The organism is Pedobacter sp. MR2016-24 (genome assembly GCF_026239655.1).
Taxonomy (GTDB): domain Bacteria; phylum Bacteroidota; class Bacteroidia; order Sphingobacteriales; family Sphingobacteriaceae; genus Pedobacter.
Window position 1 is genome coordinate 384,411 of the sequence record NZ_JAPIVO010000003.1, and the last position, 17,976, is coordinate 402,386.

The following is a 17,976-nucleotide window of genomic DNA, read 5'->3' on the forward strand; positions in this document are numbered from 1 at the left end:
GTGTTAAAATGGTAGGTCATCATCATCTCCAGGCTTCGGCATCTCTATTTTTGGAGCATTCATTTTGTCTGTTTTTTTTATCTGATAACTCTCCTTGTCAAAGCTCTCAAAATATTTTGGAATTGTATCTGCCGTAGCCAATAAAAACAAATTTTCCTTTGCTCGCGTACTACCAATATAATAATGTTCACCTGTCTGGTAATATTCACGTGCGACAGTTTCCATATTAGGCATAATTACAGTTTGGAATTCAAGCCCTTGAGCAGATTTGTAAGTAGTTATTAAAACGTTTTCCATTTCAAGTACATGATCATTGTGATGATGTCGCGAACATCCCATTTGGAACTCTGCAATAGCTTTATAATAGTATTCCACTTCCTGAACATGATAAACAATTACAGCAACATTTCGATCTCCTGCGTCTCTTAGAAGGGTATAGAGTTGCGCAAGTTCACTGTCTTTATCCGGCACCAAAAAAAAAGTTGGTTTTTCACTACGACCTTTTGGAATCTTGTCGATTGCCCGCTCGTTATTTGCCCTTTCATTCAAGGGCAAAAAATACCTAGCAAAATTATAGATTTCAAACGTGTTTCGGTAATTATATTGAAGCTGGATAGGATGTATTTCACCTTTCTCCCTTATTTTTAGCTTAATTTGTTCTGTTGTAAGACCATTATGTACTTTTTGTGCATTGTCAGCGCCAATAGCAACTTTCTTACAGTTTGCGAGAAGAATTTTGTGAAAGGATTCTGGAAGATTTTGACCTTCATCGATTATAAACTCATCGACTGGTTTAAAGTCTGCCAATTCATTAGCCATTTCTTCATAGGTCATCTCATGTACTTTTTTACGCTCAACACCCTTTACTTCAACATAGTCACTTTCTCTGTAGAACCAACCATGATATTTTAAAATATTGGGTTTCAACTCAACACTAGCGCTGTTTTTTAGGTTATTGACTAAAAGATCATGAAAGGTAATTACATGGATGTTATGGCCCAAAGTAGTAAGCCGTTCTGCTCTCATCAGACTTACCGTAGTTTTTCCACTTCCTGCGCATCCCGTAATGATAAGATTTTTAGGGCCATCGTAATCGATCGCATAGAGCATCTGGGATCCACCAAGGCTATTTTCTATATCTGTCCGGGAGATAGTGTTAAATTTAAATTGAGGCATATAATTGAGATTTTTTTAGATACTAAATATAGACCGGAAATTTATAAAAAAAGCAACTTTTTTATAAATTTCCTTCTGAACAACATATTAATATTTAAAATAATACTCTATCTCCCATATATCGGAGTCGAAACGAAAATAAAGGCTTAAAATAATTTCCTTTTTTATTCAAAAAAATTAGATATAATGTATAACAATTGCAGTTAAAATGGTGAGTCGAAATCAAAGACCCCCATAAAGTACTATATAAAACCCAATTTTCACACTCACTGCAAATCCCCCTAGAATCACAAAAAGCCTCACGAAATTTTGAGGCTTTTTACGTTACATGTATCTTCTAGTTCGGCTGAAAAATCACCTACCATATCCTCACCCGTTCAGCTTCGGACTTGTAATTTTTATCCCCGGGCTGAATGTTAAAAGCTTTATAGAATGGAGCGAAATTCATCAAAGGTCCGTTTACCCGCCACATTGCGGGCGAATGCGGATTGGTATTCACATAGGTCCTCAGAAATGCATCCCTGGTCTTCACTCTCCATATCCTGGCAATTGATAAAAAGAAGCGCTGATCTGGTGTAAATCCATCAATCTTGACCGAATCTTTTCCCTGTTGTGTTAATTTAAAGGCATCATATGCGATAGCTACTCCCCCGTTATCGGCAGTATTTTCGCCCAATGCCAACGCACCCTTGATGTGAACAGTATCCAGAACTGTAAATGTGCTGTATAAAGCGGACAACTGCTGCGTTTTCTCGCGGAATTTCTGGTAGTCTTCTTTCGTCCACCAGTTTTTTACATTTCCATCTTTATCGTACTGTGCCCCCTGGTCATCAAAGGCATGTGTCATTTCATGACCGATCACCATTCCGATGCCACCATAATTAATCGCATCATCTGCGGCAAAATCAAAGTATGGATACTGCAGGATACCGGCCGGAAAAACGATCTCGTTCAATGGTGGATTATAATAGGCCGTAACCGTTGATGGGGTGGTATGCCATTCGGTTCTGTCAACCGGTTTGTTCAATTTTGCCAGCTCAACCTGATAATCGTTTTGGTTGACAGACAGTACATTTTCGAAGTACCTGCCACTGGTAATGTTTACGTTATCGTAATTTTTCCACTTATCCGGATAGCCTATCTTTTTAGTGATTGCATATAGTTTATCCTTTGCCTTTTGCTTGGTACTGTCACTCATCCATTCCAGGTGATTGATCCTGTTTTCAAAGGATTTTTGCAGATTATTTACCAGTATGAGCACACGCTTTTTGGAGTCCTCATTAAAATAGCGCTTTACATAGAGCTGGCCTAAAGCCTGACCCAAATAGTTGTCTACATTCTCGGTCATCACCTGCCTGCGGGATTTTTGCACAGCTTGTCCGGAAAGTACCTTACTAAATTCGAATGAAGCATCTATAAAAGGCTGACTAAGCATCTCGGCATAGTTACCCAGCGTATTGGCCTTTAAGTATATTTTCCAGTCGCTGATCGGGATAGTCTTCAGCATGACGTTGAGTTTCTCAAAATACGCCGGTTGAGGAACATCAATGGAATCCGTTTTTGCTCCCAGATTGGCCAGTAAAGTCGCCCAGCCCATATCAGCTTGTGATGTATTGATGGCAGCAACGGAAACTTTGTTATAATTTGCTTTGACATCTCTCAGCTGTATGTTTGTTTTATGCGATGCGGCGAGTTGCTTTTCGATAGCAAACACAATATCTGCGTTCTTCATTCCGGTCGCACGGTTACTGCCGGTCAACTGAAACAAACTGCACAGGTATGTTTTATAGGCCTGTTGAATATGTACCGTCGAAGAATCCGTTTTAAAGTAGTAATCCCTTTCAGGTAAGTTAGTCCCTGCCTGATATACATGAGCAATGTTAATCCCGCTATTCTTTTTGTCGGGCGAAATCCCAAAGCGGATCAGTGACAAGTTTCCTGCTTTCACCTCTGCCCCAACGAATTTCAGCAGGGATGGCACATTACTGATGGCATCAATACGGGTCATTGTTGATTTAAGTGGCTGATAGCCCAGTTTATTAATGGTTACCATATCCATGCCGGATGCGTAAAAGTCCCCAACTTTCTGATCTATGCTACCTATTACATTTTTGGTCTTCGAAACACTGTCCAGAATATTCTGCAAGAGTTGTTTTTGCGGAATGTTCATGAAACTATAAGAGCCTACGCCCGACTGATCATTTGCGATCTTTACCGTATCTGACCAGCGTCCGTTAACGTACCGAAAGAAATTATCACCAGGTTTGATTGACTGGTCGATGCCTGGCACATCAACGTAAGTTCGCTGCTGAGCTTCTGAATGATTCGATGCACTTATTAATATCAAAGTGAACCATAGGTAAACTGATTTAGTCATATGTTTGAGTTTGTTTAAATATAATATTTTCAACTCAGTATTACACCCCTAAAACAAAACAGCTATTGATTTACCCATGCAAAAGTTACCAAATCCTTATTAGCGGCATTGGTTTTTAAGATCCTGCTTTTCTGTCGCCTTTTAATTAAAAGACTGTCTGAATTCCAAAGGCGAAACATTAGTTTTTGTCTTGAAAAGTTTGTTGAAGGACTGTGAATGTTCAAAGCCCAGTTCATAAGCAATTTCCGAAACAGATAGATTTGTCGTTGACAATTTTTCTTTGGCTTTTTCTATGATGGCCTGCTGAATGTATTGTTGTGTGTTTAGTCCTGTCAGGGAATTCAATAGATCACTCAAATAGCGTGGTGATAGCTTTAATGCTGTGCTGATATATTTCACGGATGGCAAACCGTTTCTCAGACTGTTTTCTTCTTCAAAATAGTTGTGCAAAAGCTTGTCCAAAGAAGAGATGATGTCATGGTTGACGGCTTTCCTCGTAATAAATTGCCTGTTGTAAAAACGATTGCTGTAATTCAATAACAATTCTATCTGCGACACCAGAACATCCTGGCTGAAATTGTCGATATTATTTTCTAACTCATTGACTATGATCTTAAATACATTGGCAATAACTTCCTTTTCTTTGGCAGATAAAAACAAGGCCTCTGAAACATCGTAAGAGAAAAATCCATATTGATTGATTGTCTTACCCAGTGGATAATTTCGGATGAAGTCCGGGTGGAAATACAAAGCAATACCCTCATAGCTTTCTATATCTTCTGGTGGAAAAACGATTTGTTTTGGCTTCAAAAATGCCAGTCCGCCTTCTTCAAAATCGTAATGGCCCTGACCGTATTTGATTTGCCCTGTGAAGGTTGGCTTGAAAGATATTTTGTAAAAATCAAGACTTACTTTTTGCCCTTTTGGAAACACTTCATTCGAAACACTAGTGTAATCAACCAATGCAATCAACGGATGCGATGGTGCAGGAAATCCCAAAACACGCACCAACTGCGATATACTTTTTAGATGAACAATGTTAGGTTGTTGCTGCATTTTTCGTTTACGAATTTAATCAAATTTTGTGTAAGCTATTGACTAGCTATCATCTGCTGTATAAATTGTGTGTGCAAGCGCATTACCTGTCCTGCACACCCAATACAATTGTTACAATTATGATCTGTCTATTTGCTTTTCTAAAAATTCGGGATAGCGGTCGCCCACCAATTTAATTCCAGCTACTGTTGTATCAATTTCTGCAATTTCATCTGCTGTTAATACAATAGTTGTACTCCCGATGTTTTCCTCTAAACGATGCAGTTTTGTGGTTCCGGGGATTGGTGCGATCCAGGGCTTCTGCGCTAAGAGCCAGGCCAATGCCAATTGTGCGGTCGACACATTTTTTTGCTGAGCGATCTCGGCAAGTGCGTCTACTAGAACAAGATTGGCCTTTATATTTTCTTCGCTGAAACGGGGAATAATATTTCTGCGGTCCACATCCGCTAATTTTTTGTGGATGATACCAGTGAGGAAGCCTTTGCCCAAAGGACTGAAGGGAACGAAACCAATCCCTAACTCTTCTAATAATGGTATGATTTCATTTTCCGGATCCCGCCAGAACAAAGAGTATTCGCTTTGTAATGCTGATACAGGTTGAATTGAATGTGCTTTCCGAATGGTTGTAACACTCGCTTCCGATAACCCGAAATATTTCACTTTGCCCTCTTGTATCAGGTCTTTTACTGTTCCTGCCACATCTTCTATCGGCACATTAGGGTCAACCCTGTGCTGATAAAGCAGATCAATATAATCTGTTTTTAATCTTTTCAAAGAGGCTTCGGTTACCGCTCTGATCGTTTCGGGTCTGCTGTCTAAACCTATAGCCGGACTCGCATCTTTGCAACCAAATTTGGTGGCGATCACTACATCTTTTCTGTGCGGCTGTAATGCCTCACCAACTAATTCTTCATTCGTATAAGGCCCATAGGCTTCTGCGGTATCAAAAAATGTGATCCCCCTTTCAACTGCATTGTGCAGTAGCTTTATGGCTTCTTTTTTATCAAGACCTTTGCCATCCAAAAAGTTTAAACCCATACAGCCAAAACCTAATGCGGAAACTTCTAATCCGCTATTGCCTAATTTTCTTTTTTGCATAACTCTTTTTTGGTTGTTTTTAAAAATGAATAAATCTCTGGTACAAAACTCCTGATTGTCGTATGTTAAAAAGTAGTTCAATTGGTAATTGTTGTAGTCAGGTTTTCAAACGTTATTTAAACAAATAAATTAGTCCGCTACCCTGATCTAAAGATTTGATCGTTGCCATATCACCGGCAGACAACTCAAAGTCAAATACATTGAAATTTTCATTCATCCTTTTTACATCTGCTGATTTCGGGATAGCCACCACTTCGTTTGAATTCACCACCGTAGCACTACCTGGGCAATGCTCTTATGATGTTTGCCCGAAATCGCTTTTAAAAGTTGATTATTAAAAAGATCATTTTACCCTGAGCAAAGGGTGCCCAGGACTGCAACTGTATGCCCTGAGATTTCAAAGCCTGCTGCATTGCTGTTTTCTGGGAAAACGGATGTGTTTCTACCTGGTTTAATATTACATTTTCCATTTTTTGCGCAGAATAAATTTCATTGCAAAATTATTAATGGTCGCCCGATGAAATGTATCCGCGTTGATATTTGTTGTAGTCAGATTGTATAGGGTCTTGGCGCCCCCATGCTAAAAATCATAAACTGTCGCCTGAATTTTTTTTTCACTCAAAGCCGATATAATCAAAGGCTCGATTTTATCCCAGGTGCCGCCAGCTAAACCACATCCAATTCGCGGCATGTGTACAGTCGCATAATTTTCTGACGCAAAATGTGCAACTTTCTCCAGCCCTATTAAGATTGCATCATAGCGAATTGGTGCATTTCCCCTTTCGTCCTTATTTATTTTATGTTGGCCAATCACATTCGCTATCCAAAGATCATCTTCAACTTTTACAAATTGAACTTCTCCAAGTGAGAATTCAACCTGTGTCTTGTACCACTCCCTATATCTCTTTTCTGGTTCTTTCCAGCGTTTTGAGATTGCCATTACAAAGCCTTTTCCCCATCTGCCAATATCATTGCAAACATGGACAATTATCTTGTTGCCAACAGCAACAGGATTTGTGGCGTCTCCTTTTATATATGTAATATCCATTTTGATTTTATTTAACAATATAATGTTCTTCATTAGTACTGATATATCACCTGTTAATTGCTGATATTGATTAGCCTTCGTTTTTGATCAGGTATCCAGCAGGAACATGATCAGTCAGCCAAACGCCATTGTCAGAAATAAAAAACTGGAAATTATCCTCATACATTTGTCCTGTAAGTACTTTAAACACAAATGGTTTTCCATGCCTCTGCCCTACTTTGATGGCGGTTTCAATATCACTACTTAAATGAGTGTGCTGTCTGCTGCGCCTTTCGAGTCCAGTTGCTAAAATGGATTGAACAGACTTTTCTCCGGTGCCGTGATAAAGTATTTCCGGTGGTTTTTGGTTGGTATAACCCAATTCAATTTCTACCGAATGTCCCTGACTTGCTCTGATTTTATCATTTGTATCATTAAATGCAAATCGCTTCTTTGGGTTAGTAGCAACAATGTGGTTCAGTATTTCTCTGTCAAATTCTATCCCGTGAGCATTTGCTTTTTCAAGTAATATTTGAACATCTGCCCAACCATTTTGGTCAAGCTGAATGCCAATTGTTTCAGGTTGATGTCGTAATATCAAACTCAAAAACTTGCTTATTTGTATCAGTTGTTTATCGCTAATCATTGTTTATTAAGTCGTAGTAGCTGCAAAATGATTTTATCATTTTGCTTTTATTCAGAGTGATTTAAAGTTTTAACCTGCTGCTGTCGTGCCGCCACTTCCTTTAGCAACAAAGGAAATGCTGGTACCGCCATGCCACCATGGTCAAATCCCTGTAACTGAAACAGACTTGTATTTCTATGTCCCGCCAGTTTCATCATCCGCAGCATGTAGGCATTCTCCTCATACCGGCCTAATAACTCCTTCTCCGCATCGCCCGTGATCAGCAGCATCGGAGGCGCATCGGCACGTACCCAAAAAAGAGGTGAATATTCATCGATGACAGGTTGCGTATCTTTAATCCCCCGTTCGTTTCTTACCGTAAAATGGGTGATACACTGCCCGCTGAAAGGAATTAATCCTGCAACAAGGTTAGCATCGATCTCATATTTGGCCAGGTATTTTTTGTCGAGGGTAATCATCATTGCCAGATAACCTCCCGCAGAATGACCACTCAGATAAATTTGTCCGGGGTCGCCACCATACTGAGCAATACGCTTAAAAGCCCATGCTACCGCAGCCGCCGCATCTTCTATGTAAGCCGGGGCTTTTGCCATGGGCGATAACCTGTAACCCACGCCAATCACTGCATAGCCTTTATCCATCAGTGCCTGGGGAATCTCTTTCCCTCCACCTGTCAGCCCGCCTCCATGAAACCACACTATCGTTGCAAAACTCTTCTTGTTTTTGGGATAATAAATGTCAAGCCGGCATTGTTTGGCTATGTAATCGTCCTTCATGTTGGCCGATTCCGTATAATATGGAATATTTAGTTCCCTTTTATATTTTAATTGTGCCTGCGCGGCAGATGTACTGATGAACAGTAACAGGATTATCAATTTTTTCATCTGTTTACATTTTGCTTTTTGTGATGAAGCTATCATGATCTCGTCGCTCCGCCGTGTGATTTGAAAGATCATAATAGTTTCATGGTCACTAATTACATTTGCAAAATAGCTTGAAAAAATGATTTATCCATCATCTATACATTCAATTTATTAATCAAAGGGCAAAGCTGCAGCTAATCAGCTTAGTTACTCAAAGCTGTAATAGAGGCTTGTAATTGCTCTTCCGTTTCTGGCAATTGAATGGTTAATCCATAAGTAACCTTGGCTTGAGTCTGCTCAACAAAAGGTCTGAATCCTTCATTATACTTTTCAAAGGCAATGTGGTAATCGGCATTCGCATGCAGCGCTTTAGCCAGTAACGCTGCACCTTGCATCGCGAGACTCGTACCCATACCTGTGAAAAAGCTGGGCGCATAAGCGGCATCCCCTATCAGTGCTACCCGACCCTTTGTCCAGCTCGGCATATGAATCTGACAGGCTTCATCAAAATACAGGTCATTCGCACTCAGCATCGCATCTAAAATTTCCGGGAGTTTCCAATTCGTGTTGCCGGCAAAATAGTCGTTTAAAATTTGCTTTTGCTGGTTGAGATCCCGGTAGTTCCACTCCAGTTTCGGTGCTCTGAATAAAAGTATAGCATTTGCCCCCTCTTTGAACTGATAAATCACTGCTTGTTTGCCCAGTTCGCGATAAACAATACCTGTTGATTTCGGTCTGCCCGTTTCAATCTGATCAGCTTTCGCAAAGGCAAAATACACCCCAAGAAACTTTTTAAACTGATCCTCCGGCCCAAAAGCCAATTTTCTCACAGCCGAATGGGTGCCATCTGCTCCAAACACAAAATCATAAGATTTGCTTTCCCCCTTCTCAAAGGACACTTCCACATCATCTTCATGCTGGATCAATGCAGATATACTATTGTTAAAAATGATTTCGATTTCATCTGTTGGAAGAGTATCGTAGATAATTTTAACCAGATCCCCCCGGTGAATTTCAATGTCACCTAAATATTCCTCCAGGGTATTGATCGCAAATGTAGCCAGTGTTTCATCTTGCGCATTCACGATCTCATCCCTATGAACAAATTCACCAGCTTTAATCTGATCATATATCCCCATTTCTTTGGCTATATCCAGCGCTTCCCCACGCACATCAATGGGTGAGCCACTTGTTCTCAGTCCTTTGCCGAGCTCCACCACTGTCACCCCGTAACCAAATTTATTCAACCAATACGCCAAAGTGAGTCCTGCAAAGCTTGCTCCGGATATCAATACTTGTTTTTTCATCGCTTCAAATTTTAGATTTAACGATTGCATTATCGTTAGGTATGCAAATGTAATTGTAGCTTTACATATAAAATATTCGATAAACTAGTACTTTTAATCGTAAAACATGGATTTGAAAGATGAATCAGGTATCAACAGCAGCGTTCTCCGGTTTACCAATAAAGTTGGTGTAACCATAGAAAATGAATTGAAACACTTTCATATCAGCTTTTTCAAAGGATTTACTTTCCTGCCCGAAATGGCGATGCACTTCGGATCATTTTTCACCAAAAATAGTTTCACCCGCGTAACTGCCACATCTGATATAAGCGATGCTATTGGCTTTGTATTTCACAATATCTTTGAAGATGATACGACCATCGATCCCGATAAAAGTAAAGCCAGGCGCATCCTTGCCCCTCCTTATGTGCGTATTTTTCCATATGCGATTAGTCAGGAAATACATTTTGAAAAGGACAGCTGGGTTACGCATGTGTCCATCAGCATTAGCGCTGCTTATTTGAAAATGTATTTACAGGAAGAGTCTGAGCACTTTCAGTACCTCTTCAACAGTACCCATAATTTTTGGATTGAAGAAATCATGACCGATGATATATTGCGTACGGTAAATGAGATCGTGAAAAAGGAAGAGCCAGCTCACCTGAAAAGTTATTTTTACAAGATCAAGGCAATGGAACTGATTTTCCACCTGTTTGAAAGTTTGAAGAAGCGCCAGAATGCTGTTGGTCAGAAGCTCAGCGCTAAAGAAATCGAAGCCGTTTACCTGGTACGCGACAAAATTGTTTCGTCATTGAGCCGGTTCAGCAGTATCGAGGAATTAAAGCAAATAGCAGGCATGAATGAACTCAAGCTGCGTAAATTATTTGAGCAGGTATTTGGCATGGGCATCTACGATTACTATCAGCACTTGCGCATGAAAGAGGCAGCAAGGCTGATGCGGGACGAAAATATATCCGTATCAGCAGCGGGATATAAAATGGGTTTTGAAAACTTAGGTCACTTCACAAAAGTATTTGAAAAACATATTGGCAAGAAGCCAATGAAGTATATACAAAGTTTTAACATCACTAATGTTAAAAGCTGTCTTCCTAAAGATTCATCAATTTGATTGCATAGCCAGCAAAAGAGAAAATCAATGCAAATAATATTACAGCAACAGAAGTCATAAGCCATCTGATCAATCTGTATTTTTACTTAACAATTTTATAACAGAGTTAAGTATTTTAAAGCTATGGCACAAAAATTGACAGTGGCTCGCTACACATAAATGAAAACCAAATGAAAAAAACACTACTATTTATGGCAGTCTTGGCCGTGCTCTCGTCATGTAAGAAGAATGCTGATGAACCAGCTAATCCTGAAGTAAAAGAAAATCTATCTCCGGATATTGAACTGGCAGTTCAGGGAGCAACCTCGGCGATTCAACCCCTGCACCAAGCTGATGTAACTTACAATTTTTTAGGTTTTGGCTATGATGCTGCGGATAAATACGACAGCGAAGTTGCGGTGAGGGCCAGCGTGATTGATATTCCGACTTATGCAGCCAGTTCCCCATATTACATTCTCCAGGACAGTGGGACATCAGGCTCATGGGAAACCTTTGAAGCAGAAGATGCTGTTAATTTATCGGCGCAATTGTCTAATTCTTATCAGCCAACTGCTGGTCTGAAACTTTTTGGAAATACGATTGTAAATGCCTTTCCGGAAACCGCCGCTACTGACAAGAAGTACATTTATGGATACTATTACAATTATGCGATCTCCAAAAGATTTTATCTTTTCTACGATGACAAAGTAAATAATTATCTGACTGCTGACTTTAAAAAAGATCTTGATCTACTCAGCGCTAAAGACCTCGTTCATAAATACGGAACACATGTGCTTACCGGCATAAAATTAGGTTCAAAGTTTGAAGTTTTTTACCAGGCAGAGGCTCCACAGCAGAACAGGAAAAAGATCGCAACCGAAGGCTTACGTTACGCTTTGAAACGAACATTTAGTTTGCTGCATGGCTATTTGGATGATGTTAATTTATCGAACTTAAATGCAAATTCTGCCGCAAGAGTCTATTACAATCCCGTTGGCGGCGAGATAGCTAAGTTAAAACCGGAAACTGTAAACAGCAGCCTAAGATTAAATATTATCGATTGGTGGAATTCTGCCACAAAAGATAACGCAAGGTTTATAGGCGTTTATAGAGACGGTTTGGTGCGTCTGGATAGCTTTATTGATAATCCAGTTAAAAAAGCCGAAGTAACAAATTACCTCGACCAGTATTTTGCAGAGAGAGCAGTAAAGCTTATAAATTAGCAAACAGCATAATTAAAGTTTCCTGAAAATGCGCTGGCCCCAAATTGTAGATACTATTTGGGGCCAGCGCATTTTTATAAAGCTTCTTTTATTTCATAATTAACGCCGGTTCTTTACTATTTTCTATTTTTACAATTATGGCCAAAGTAACAGAATCCCTGGAAGAATTTTACAAACACAAGTTTGAAGAGCTTTCTGATAATTTAAGTAAAGCAGCAGGTCAGTTTAATGTTTTCCGGATCGAAGATCTCGTACGCACGGGAACTTCATCACCAACCTACATCCGCCGGGATTTTTATAAGATTATGCTGTTCCAGGGAAATAATGTTTTCCATTACAGTGATAAGAGCATTCCGGTCTCGGGGAATACACTCCTGTTTTTCAATCCGCAAGTCCCCTACACCTACGAGCCGGTCATCAAAGGAACCAAAGGTTACTTCTGCGTATTCAGGGATGAGTTTTTTCAGCAAAATCTTCGCCTCAATTTAGGAGAGCTGCCCGTATTTGCCGCCGGATCGCAACCTGTATTTCAATTAACCGAGGACGAAAATCAGGTGGCACAAGCTATTTTCGGAAAGATTGAGAAAGAATTGAATGGTGATGATAACTATAAGTATGAGCTGATCAGGACTTATGTGAGCGAATTGATTTACACAACGATGAAGCTCAAACCGTCGGAGAATGTTTTCCAGCATCCGGACGCAGGGTCACGCATCACCGCTGTGTTTACAGAACTTTTAGAACGGCAGTTTCCGATAGCTTCTACTGCTCAGCGCTTTGAACTGCGCTCTCCCAAAGTATTCGCCGAAAGACTTGCAGTGCATGTCAATTATCTCAACAGATCCATCAAAAAGACAACCGGCCGCACCACTACCGACCATATCTTTGAACGGCTTACCAGCGAAGCCAAAGCCCTGCTTAAACATACCAACTGGAATATTGCTGAGATCAGCTATGTACTGGGCTTCGAAGATCAGGCGCATTTTAACAACTTCTTTAAAAAACAAACCAGACTCAGTCCCTCTGCTTTCCGTAAGGTTTGAATGTGACAAAAATCGGTATGATATCAGCAAATCCTTTTTTGCGATACCGCCTAACTTTGTACATCAATAAAAAATTATGAGCGATACAAAAGTTTGGTACATCACGGGAGCATCCAAAGGAATGGGCCTGTCCCTGGTAAAAAAACTCCTGGCCAAAGGGCACAAAGTTGCGGCTACATCAAGGTCAACCGCTGCATTTGACCACCTATCTTCAGCGGGAGATCAGTTTTTACCGCTGGAAGTAGATTTGAAAAGTGAGCAGTCAATTGCAGATTCCATAAAGAAAACCGTTGAGCACTTCGGTGAGCTCAATGTTGTGATAAACAATGCCGGCTATGGCCTTGGCGGTGCTTTGGAGGAACTCACTGCAGAAGAAATTGAGGAAAATTTTGAAGTCAATTTCTTTGCCGTTGTGCGGGTAGTACAACAATCCCTTCCCTATTTACGAAAACAACGGTCAGGACATATCATTAATATTTCCTCCATTGCAGGTTTTGCACCAGGTACAGGCTGGTCGATGTATTGTGCTGCAAAATTTGCAGTAAGCGGGTTGACAGAAGCACTGGCGAATGACCTGAAACCTTTGGGCATCAGGGTCACCAATGTGCTGCCGGGGTGGTTCAGAACAAATTTTGCTAAGGCAGATGCTATCGCCTACAATCAAAACCAGATTGAGGACTATGCTTATTTGCGGGAATATCATGAAAAAATGAACCATATGGACGGCACACAGCCGGGAGACCCGGATCGAATTGCTGATGCTTTTTTAGCTTTAGTCGGTAGTCAACAGCCCGCAGTGAACTTGTTTTTGGGCAGTGACGCATTCGATCGCGCAAAAAGTAAAATAGCGCAATTAACGACAGAGATGGAAACCTGGAAAGCAGTTGCCCGGTCCACCGATTTTAATTCTTAAACCAGTCGATTAAATGCCTGAAACGATTGGGTGAGTATGCTAATTACCCGGTCGTTTCAGTTCAGTTCAGCAGCACTAAAATCCTCATCATCAATAGATGTAAGCTTATTTTTCCAAAAGGGTCGTGACCATACTTTGCTTTTTCAACCTGATCTCTTTCGTTCCGGTTTTTAAAAACACAGATATGGCATACTCTTCAGGATCTACCACGCAACTCAATTCTGCGCTGGTATTTTCTGCCAGGCTTGAAAAGGCATTCCTGATTTCTGTTTCATCGAACACAACCTCTGTAGCCATTTTTTGTTGCTTTCGGTCGAACCAAACCACCCACAGACTTTTGGGAACTGCCCGTTGTGCATTACCATTTTTTAACAGGGCAGTACCAAAGAGCTGTTCTAGTTCTGCATTTAAATAAGTCACGGCCAGCTGATCAAATTTTACCCTATTGTCATTCACCCTGAAATGCCAGCTATATTTTTTTTGCCATTGCCGGAAAATTTCCGGTACTACTCCATGAACTTTAATGCTATCACGCAATTTTAGCGGCACATTACGTTCATAACTCTCTGTAATGAAATTACCCTGAAACAGGTACCTGTCATCAGGATGTACATCTTTAGCACTGAGTTTGACTTCAGCCGCCTTAAAAGCAGCTACTAAAACCTGTTTCCTTCCGCCCGCAATCCACAGTACAATATGGCCTCCCGGTGAAAGCCCTAAAACCAGGTAATTGTATTCTTCCTTCGCATTGGTCTCATGATATACATATCCTTCCCTGAACAACTCAGTAAGTCTTTTTTTAGGTAAAACGAAGTTTCCCTTATAGAACTTTCTTTCCGCAAAAGAGAGCCAGGTGATCGAAAGACTGTCGGGTACAGCTCTTTTATCCGGACCCACAGCCATGATTCCTCCTGTTGCTCCCCAACCACTGTTAACGAAATCGGAAGTTGGCAATTGCGGGCTATAGCCGTTCAAAGATTTAAATTGTCCATCAATAATTTTAATCGGATAGGCCTCAGCAGCATCGACACCCGGGAGCCATTCAAATTGCTCCGGTTCAGGCTGCCGGCAGGCAGACAAACATGTCACGACAAGTAACAAAATAAAAAAGGGGGAGTGATGAAGTTTGGTGATGCCGATAGGGTTCATTGTACAGAATTATTTTTTATACCCGTCAAAACCGCGGAATTTAATCCACATGGCAGCATTTTCACTTTTCCTGTTGATCACCGTCAATTCTTCAAAAACAACTGTATTGCCCGTTTTTTTCTCCAAAAGGAAATAGGACAAGCCCGTCCTGGTATCATCCCAAACCTGGAATTTGGTATCATTCCGTTCACCTTTAACCTCATCCCCATTTTCATCCAATTCGATACTTGATTTGTTTAAACCGGAGTCTTTGATAAAAATAGGTTTCCCCAGTTTTTTTTGCAGGCTACCCGCCAATAAACCAGCCTGAGCAGCGTCATATATCCTGATTTCATACATTTCAATTTGATGTGTCTCCTGTCCGTAATGTAAGACCAAAAGATTTTTTTCTTTCCCTGCTCCGCCCGCCAGCGATTGTTTATCGTAAACCAGGAGCTCCGGTTTGGAGGTGGCAAAACTTTCAAAGCCCATTGCAGTCGATTCTTTATCACTACCTTCTTTCCATGATAATGCATTCGCTTTCAGCAAATCATCTATATTTTCATTCATCTTTAGATTAGCCAGATCGAACTTTTCAGTTTTAACTGCTGCTGCACTCACTGTAGTAGTATCAGCTGCAGGCTTTTTTGCTTTTGAAGTACAAGATATCGTGGCTAAAAACAGGACGAAATTTACGGCGGCAATCTTCATATTTACTGATAATTATAGGATGTGATGATAAAGATAGAAGTATATAACATCATTAAGATAGAGACCACGAAAAATCCAAAGTATTTATTCAGCAAATAGGTAAAAACATTCGTACAATTCTGCTAAAACTGGTAAATTCATTCAGCAAATAAAAATAAGCTTATGAGAACAATCAATCCCTGGATCAACTTTAATGGAAATGCGGAGGAAGCATTCACTTTTTACAAATCAGTTTTTGGTGGTGATTTCACCAAAATCATTCGTTTCAAAGACTTATCCAACGATGAATTTCCGGTAGAAGAAAAAGATGCCAATAAAATAATGACCATTGTTTTGCCTATAGGAAAGCACAATGTGTTAATTGCTAATGATGTTCCGGATTTTATGGGACCAGTGAGCGAAAACGAAAACAGGTCTAAAATATCCATCAGTGCAGACAGCCGGGAAGAAGCAGAAAAACTTTTTAACGGACTTTCAGCAGGCGGAGAAATTGAAGGACCCATTGGCGACAGTCCCTGGGGCACCTACGCCGGAATGTTCAGGGACAAATATGGTATTGAGTGGATTGTGGAATTTGATCCAACTTATACCGGATAACTTTAACCGAATTTCTTAAATTTTCATAGGGCAGTTATGGTGAAATTGTATATATTCGTAACATACAATTAACGTCCTCATCAAAAATGAAAAAATTATTTACCATTTTATTAGTAGCAGCAAGTTGCTCAACCGCCTTTTCACAGGAAAAAGGAAATTTTGAATATGGCTTTAACGTCGGTCTGAACCTGTCCACCGTCACCAGCGGAACAAATAACAATTCAGATTCCCGGGTTGGATTCAATGCCGGTGCTTTCGGAGATTACTTCTTTTCCGACAGATGGAGCATCAAAGCAAAACTTACCTACGATCAGAAAGGCTGGAATAGCGGATACTTCATTAATGAAGATGATAGCTTTTTGACTGATTACCATTTTGATTATCTGACAGTTCCGGTTATGGCAAACTGGCATTTCGGAAAAAAGAGGAATTGGTACCTGAATTTTGGTCCTTACGTTGGTTTTTTAATGAGTGCTAAAGAATCAAGATTTGGTATTGATATTAAAGAACTTACTCAAAGTATCGATGCTGGTTTGGCGCTGGGAATTGGCGTTAAAATACCGGTGAGTGATAAGATCAAGATTGTGCTGGAATCTGACGGACAAAGCGGTTTGACAGATACCTTTAAGAACAACACCGGAAATTCGATCAGAAATAGCAGAAGCAGTCTCAATGCAGGCTTAGTATTCGGACTTTAAAATTTACAGATTGTAGTTGAACTCTCCTGAGTTCAACTACTTTACAGCGTGATGATTCTATCACAACGCACCTCTGTGATAAACCTTTCATCGCGAGAAACCACAATCAGGGTTTCATCGTATCCAGTCACTGCCTGGGTCAACACCGCCAGGCTCTGCATCTACCTAAGCGAAGAATTGAATGAATTTAGCATTTTACAAGCCACGGAACCCAGTCTTACAACAATATATCAAAGGGTACTATTTTATTACTGATGATCAAACAGACAAATCACTGAACTACAGGACCTATCCGAACAACTATACCATACTCTCCATCAGCCAGAATGCCAATGTGGTATTCAGCGAAAATAAAATAGCGGTAGTGTCATCAGAAGAAAAGAAGATCAGTCCCAACCTCGTGTTCCGCTACACCAACCCGATAGAAATCTATTATGAAGGCCCCAGCAGTGAAATTACCCTGTATTTTAAACCCTTAGGATTGAATCATTTCTTTGATGACGACCTGGATTTCCTCCTGAACGGAAAAAACCTGGAGCACTTTAATCCCTACCCGGATTTCAAGGAAAAAATGGAAGACATTTTCAATTGTGAAACCAGGGAGGAGCAAATTGACCAACTGGAAAGCTACTGGCTTTCCAAATTACGCGACAAAGATTTTGTGCTGCTCAGGGAAATCCTTACCGCTGTAGAGCAGGAAATTAAAATCAATGAGATTGCAGAAAAACACCACTTTACCCGCCAGTACATCAATAAACTGTTCACCAGAAATTTAGGGAAAAGTCCGACAGAATACCGCAAAATTCATCGTTTCAGGAATGCCATGCAAATGCGCAACCATGCAAGAAATCTATCAGCCCTATCCCATGAAACTTTGTTTTATGACCAGTCGCATTTTATCAAAGATTTTAAGGAGTTATCCCATCTCGCTCCGGGCGCATTCTTTAAAACAGTGAACACTGACAATGAAAATATCTGGCTCTTTATCTGAATAGTTTCCATTTTTACAATTATCAGCAAATCAGT

Annotated in this window: 19 protein-coding genes; 7 read left to right on the forward strand and 12 right to left on the reverse strand. The window is 40.3% G+C overall.

What is annotated here, in order from left to right:
* Nucleotides 1-3: 3 nt before the first annotated feature.
* From OQX62_RS09385 to OQX62_RS09430, 10 genes are all read right to left on the reverse strand, one after another.
* Nucleotides 4-1,176 carry an AAA family ATPase gene (locus tag OQX62_RS09385; RefSeq protein ID WP_265831225.1) on the reverse strand — a complete coding sequence of 391 codons (1,173 nt, stop codon included), beginning with the start codon at nt 1,174-1,176 and terminating at the stop codon, nt 4-6.
* Between the two features lie 358 nt (nt 1,177-1,534).
* Nucleotides 1,535-3,553, reverse strand: a complete 2,019-nt coding sequence (locus OQX62_RS09390) for a M13 family metallopeptidase (protein ID WP_265831226.1) — start codon at nt 3,551-3,553, stop codon at nt 1,535-1,537.
* Nucleotides 3,554-3,694: 141 nt separating this feature from the next.
* Nucleotides 3,695-4,609: a helix-turn-helix domain-containing protein gene (locus tag OQX62_RS09395; protein ID WP_265831227.1), complete on the reverse strand. Its 915-nt coding sequence runs from the start codon at nt 4,607-4,609 to the stop codon at nt 3,695-3,697.
* A gap of 117 nt (nt 4,610-4,726) precedes the next feature.
* Nucleotides 4,727-5,707 (reverse strand): aldo/keto reductase, encoded by a 981-nt coding sequence (locus OQX62_RS09400; protein WP_265831228.1) that lies wholly within the window; start codon nt 5,705-5,707, stop codon nt 4,727-4,729.
* A gap of 112 nt (nt 5,708-5,819) precedes the next feature.
* The gene (locus OQX62_RS09405) at nt 5,820-5,975 is read right to left on the reverse strand and encodes a hypothetical protein (protein WP_265831229.1); all 156 of its coding nucleotides are present in this window, start codon (nt 5,973-5,975) and stop codon (nt 5,820-5,822) included.
* A gap of 52 nt (nt 5,976-6,027) precedes the next feature.
* Nucleotides 6,028-6,177, reverse strand: coding sequence for a hypothetical protein (locus tag OQX62_RS09410; RefSeq protein ID WP_265831230.1), 150 nt, complete (start codon nt 6,175-6,177; stop codon nt 6,028-6,030).
* 110 nt (nt 6,178-6,287) lie between these two features.
* Complete coding sequence (locus OQX62_RS09415) at nt 6,288-6,788, reverse strand: macro domain-containing protein (RefSeq protein ID WP_265831231.1); 501 nt, start codon at nt 6,786-6,788, stop codon at nt 6,288-6,290.
* 37 nt (nt 6,789-6,825) lie between these two features.
* Complete coding sequence (locus OQX62_RS09420) at nt 6,826-7,380, reverse strand: RNA 2'-phosphotransferase (RefSeq protein WP_265831232.1); 555 nt, start codon at nt 7,378-7,380, stop codon at nt 6,826-6,828.
* Nucleotides 7,381-7,427: 47 nt separating this feature from the next.
* Nucleotides 7,428-8,264, reverse strand: coding sequence for an alpha/beta hydrolase (locus tag OQX62_RS09425; RefSeq protein WP_265831233.1), 837 nt, complete (start codon nt 8,262-8,264; stop codon nt 7,428-7,430).
* Nucleotides 8,265-8,446: 182 nt separating this feature from the next.
* Entirely contained in the window at nt 8,447-9,550 is a 1,104-nt protein-coding gene (locus OQX62_RS09430) for an FAD-dependent monooxygenase (protein ID WP_265831234.1), read from the reverse strand.
* Nucleotides 9,551-9,656: 106 nt separating this feature from the next.
* Here OQX62_RS09430 and OQX62_RS09435 point away from each other — a divergent pair, with 106 nt between their 5' ends.
* The 4 genes from OQX62_RS09435 to OQX62_RS09450 all read left to right on the forward strand — a co-directional run bounded on the left by OQX62_RS09435 (nt 9,657) and on the right by OQX62_RS09450 (nt 13,816).
* Nucleotides 9,657-10,658: a helix-turn-helix domain-containing protein gene (locus OQX62_RS09435; protein ID WP_265831235.1), complete on the forward strand. Its 1,002-nt coding sequence runs from the start codon at nt 9,657-9,659 to the stop codon at nt 10,656-10,658.
* Between the two features lie 170 nt (nt 10,659-10,828).
* Nucleotides 10,829-11,860, forward strand: a complete 1,032-nt coding sequence (locus OQX62_RS09440; RefSeq protein WP_265831236.1) for an MAC/perforin domain-containing protein — start codon at nt 10,829-10,831, stop codon at nt 11,858-11,860.
* A 137-nt stretch (nt 11,861-11,997) separates the two neighbouring features.
* Nucleotides 11,998-12,903, forward strand: a complete 906-nt coding sequence (locus OQX62_RS09445) for a helix-turn-helix domain-containing protein (protein ID WP_265831237.1) — start codon at nt 11,998-12,000, stop codon at nt 12,901-12,903.
* Nucleotides 12,904-12,979: 76 nt separating this feature from the next.
* On the forward strand, nt 12,980-13,816 hold the full coding sequence (locus OQX62_RS09450) for an SDR family NAD(P)-dependent oxidoreductase (RefSeq protein ID WP_265831238.1): 837 nt from the start codon (nt 12,980-12,982) through the stop codon (nt 13,814-13,816).
* A gap of 105 nt (nt 13,817-13,921) precedes the next feature.
* Here OQX62_RS09450 and OQX62_RS09455 read toward each other — a convergent pair whose 3' ends face one another.
* Nucleotides 13,922-14,965 (reverse strand): DUF2931 family protein, encoded by a 1,044-nt coding sequence (locus OQX62_RS09455; protein WP_265831239.1) that lies wholly within the window; start codon nt 14,963-14,965, stop codon nt 13,922-13,924.
* 9 nt (nt 14,966-14,974) lie between these two features.
* Entirely contained in the window at nt 14,975-15,655 is a 681-nt protein-coding gene (locus tag OQX62_RS09460) for a hypothetical protein (RefSeq protein WP_265831240.1), read from the reverse strand.
* Between the two features lie 162 nt (nt 15,656-15,817).
* Between OQX62_RS09460 and OQX62_RS09465 the strand changes: the two genes are divergently transcribed.
* The 3 genes from OQX62_RS09465 (at nt 15,818) to OQX62_RS09475 (ending at nt 17,941) form a co-directional block, all read left to right on the forward strand.
* Complete coding sequence (locus OQX62_RS09465; protein WP_265831241.1) at nt 15,818-16,252, forward strand: VOC family protein; 435 nt, start codon at nt 15,818-15,820, stop codon at nt 16,250-16,252.
* An 86-nt stretch (nt 16,253-16,338) separates the two neighbouring features.
* Nucleotides 16,339-16,950 (forward strand): porin family protein, encoded by a 612-nt coding sequence (locus tag OQX62_RS09470; RefSeq protein ID WP_265831242.1) that lies wholly within the window; start codon nt 16,339-16,341, stop codon nt 16,948-16,950.
* Between the two features lie 181 nt (nt 16,951-17,131).
* Nucleotides 17,132-17,941, forward strand: coding sequence for a helix-turn-helix domain-containing protein (locus OQX62_RS09475; protein WP_265831243.1), 810 nt, complete (start codon nt 17,132-17,134; stop codon nt 17,939-17,941).
* Nucleotides 17,942-17,976 lie beyond the last annotated feature (35 nt).

Bases quoted from the DNA above. Each gene is read 5' to 3' on its own strand.
- OQX62_RS09400 (WP_265831228.1), bottom strand. From the start codon at position 5,707: ATGCAAAAAAGAAAATTAGGCAATAGCGGATTAGAAGTTTCCGCATTA.
- OQX62_RS09450 (WP_265831238.1), top strand. From the start codon at position 12,980: ATGAGCGATACAAAAGTTTGGTACATCACGGGAGCATCCAAAGGAATG.
- OQX62_RS09415 (WP_265831231.1), bottom strand. From the start codon at position 6,788: ATGAAGAACATTATATTGTTAAATAAAATCAAAATGGATATTACATAT.
- OQX62_RS09475 (WP_265831243.1), top strand. From the start codon at position 17,132: ATGAATTTAGCATTTTACAAGCCACGGAACCCAGTCTTACAACAATAT.
- OQX62_RS09425 (WP_265831233.1), bottom strand. From the start codon at position 8,264: ATGAAAAAATTGATAATCCTGTTACTGTTCATCAGTACATCTGCCGCG.
- OQX62_RS09410 (WP_265831230.1), bottom strand. From the start codon at position 6,177: ATGGAAAATGTAATATTAAACCAGGTAGAAACACATCCGTTTTCCCAG.
- OQX62_RS09430 (WP_265831234.1), bottom strand. From the start codon at position 9,550: ATGAAAAAACAAGTATTGATATCCGGAGCAAGCTTTGCAGGACTCACT.
- OQX62_RS09395 (WP_265831227.1), bottom strand. From the start codon at position 4,609: ATGCAGCAACAACCTAACATTGTTCATCTAAAAAGTATATCGCAGTTG.
- OQX62_RS09435 (WP_265831235.1), top strand. From the start codon at position 9,657: ATGGATTTGAAAGATGAATCAGGTATCAACAGCAGCGTTCTCCGGTTT.
- OQX62_RS09390 (WP_265831226.1), bottom strand. From the start codon at position 3,553: ATGACTAAATCAGTTTACCTATGGTTCACTTTGATATTAATAAGTGCA.
- OQX62_RS09460 (WP_265831240.1), bottom strand. From the start codon at position 15,655: ATGAAGATTGCCGCCGTAAATTTCGTCCTGTTTTTAGCCACGATATCT.
- OQX62_RS09420 (WP_265831232.1), bottom strand. From the start codon at position 7,380: ATGATTAGCGATAAACAACTGATACAAATAAGCAAGTTTTTGAGTTTG.
- OQX62_RS09385 (WP_265831225.1), bottom strand. From the start codon at position 1,176: ATGCCTCAATTTAAATTTAACACTATCTCCCGGACAGATATAGAAAAT.
- OQX62_RS09470 (WP_265831242.1), top strand. From the start codon at position 16,339: ATGAAAAAATTATTTACCATTTTATTAGTAGCAGCAAGTTGCTCAACC.
- OQX62_RS09445 (WP_265831237.1), top strand. From the start codon at position 11,998: ATGGCCAAAGTAACAGAATCCCTGGAAGAATTTTACAAACACAAGTTT.
- OQX62_RS09440 (WP_265831236.1), top strand. From the start codon at position 10,829: ATGAAAAAAACACTACTATTTATGGCAGTCTTGGCCGTGCTCTCGTCA.
- OQX62_RS09455 (WP_265831239.1), bottom strand. From the start codon at position 14,965: ATGAACCCTATCGGCATCACCAAACTTCATCACTCCCCCTTTTTTATT.
- OQX62_RS09465 (WP_265831241.1), top strand. From the start codon at position 15,818: ATGAGAACAATCAATCCCTGGATCAACTTTAATGGAAATGCGGAGGAA.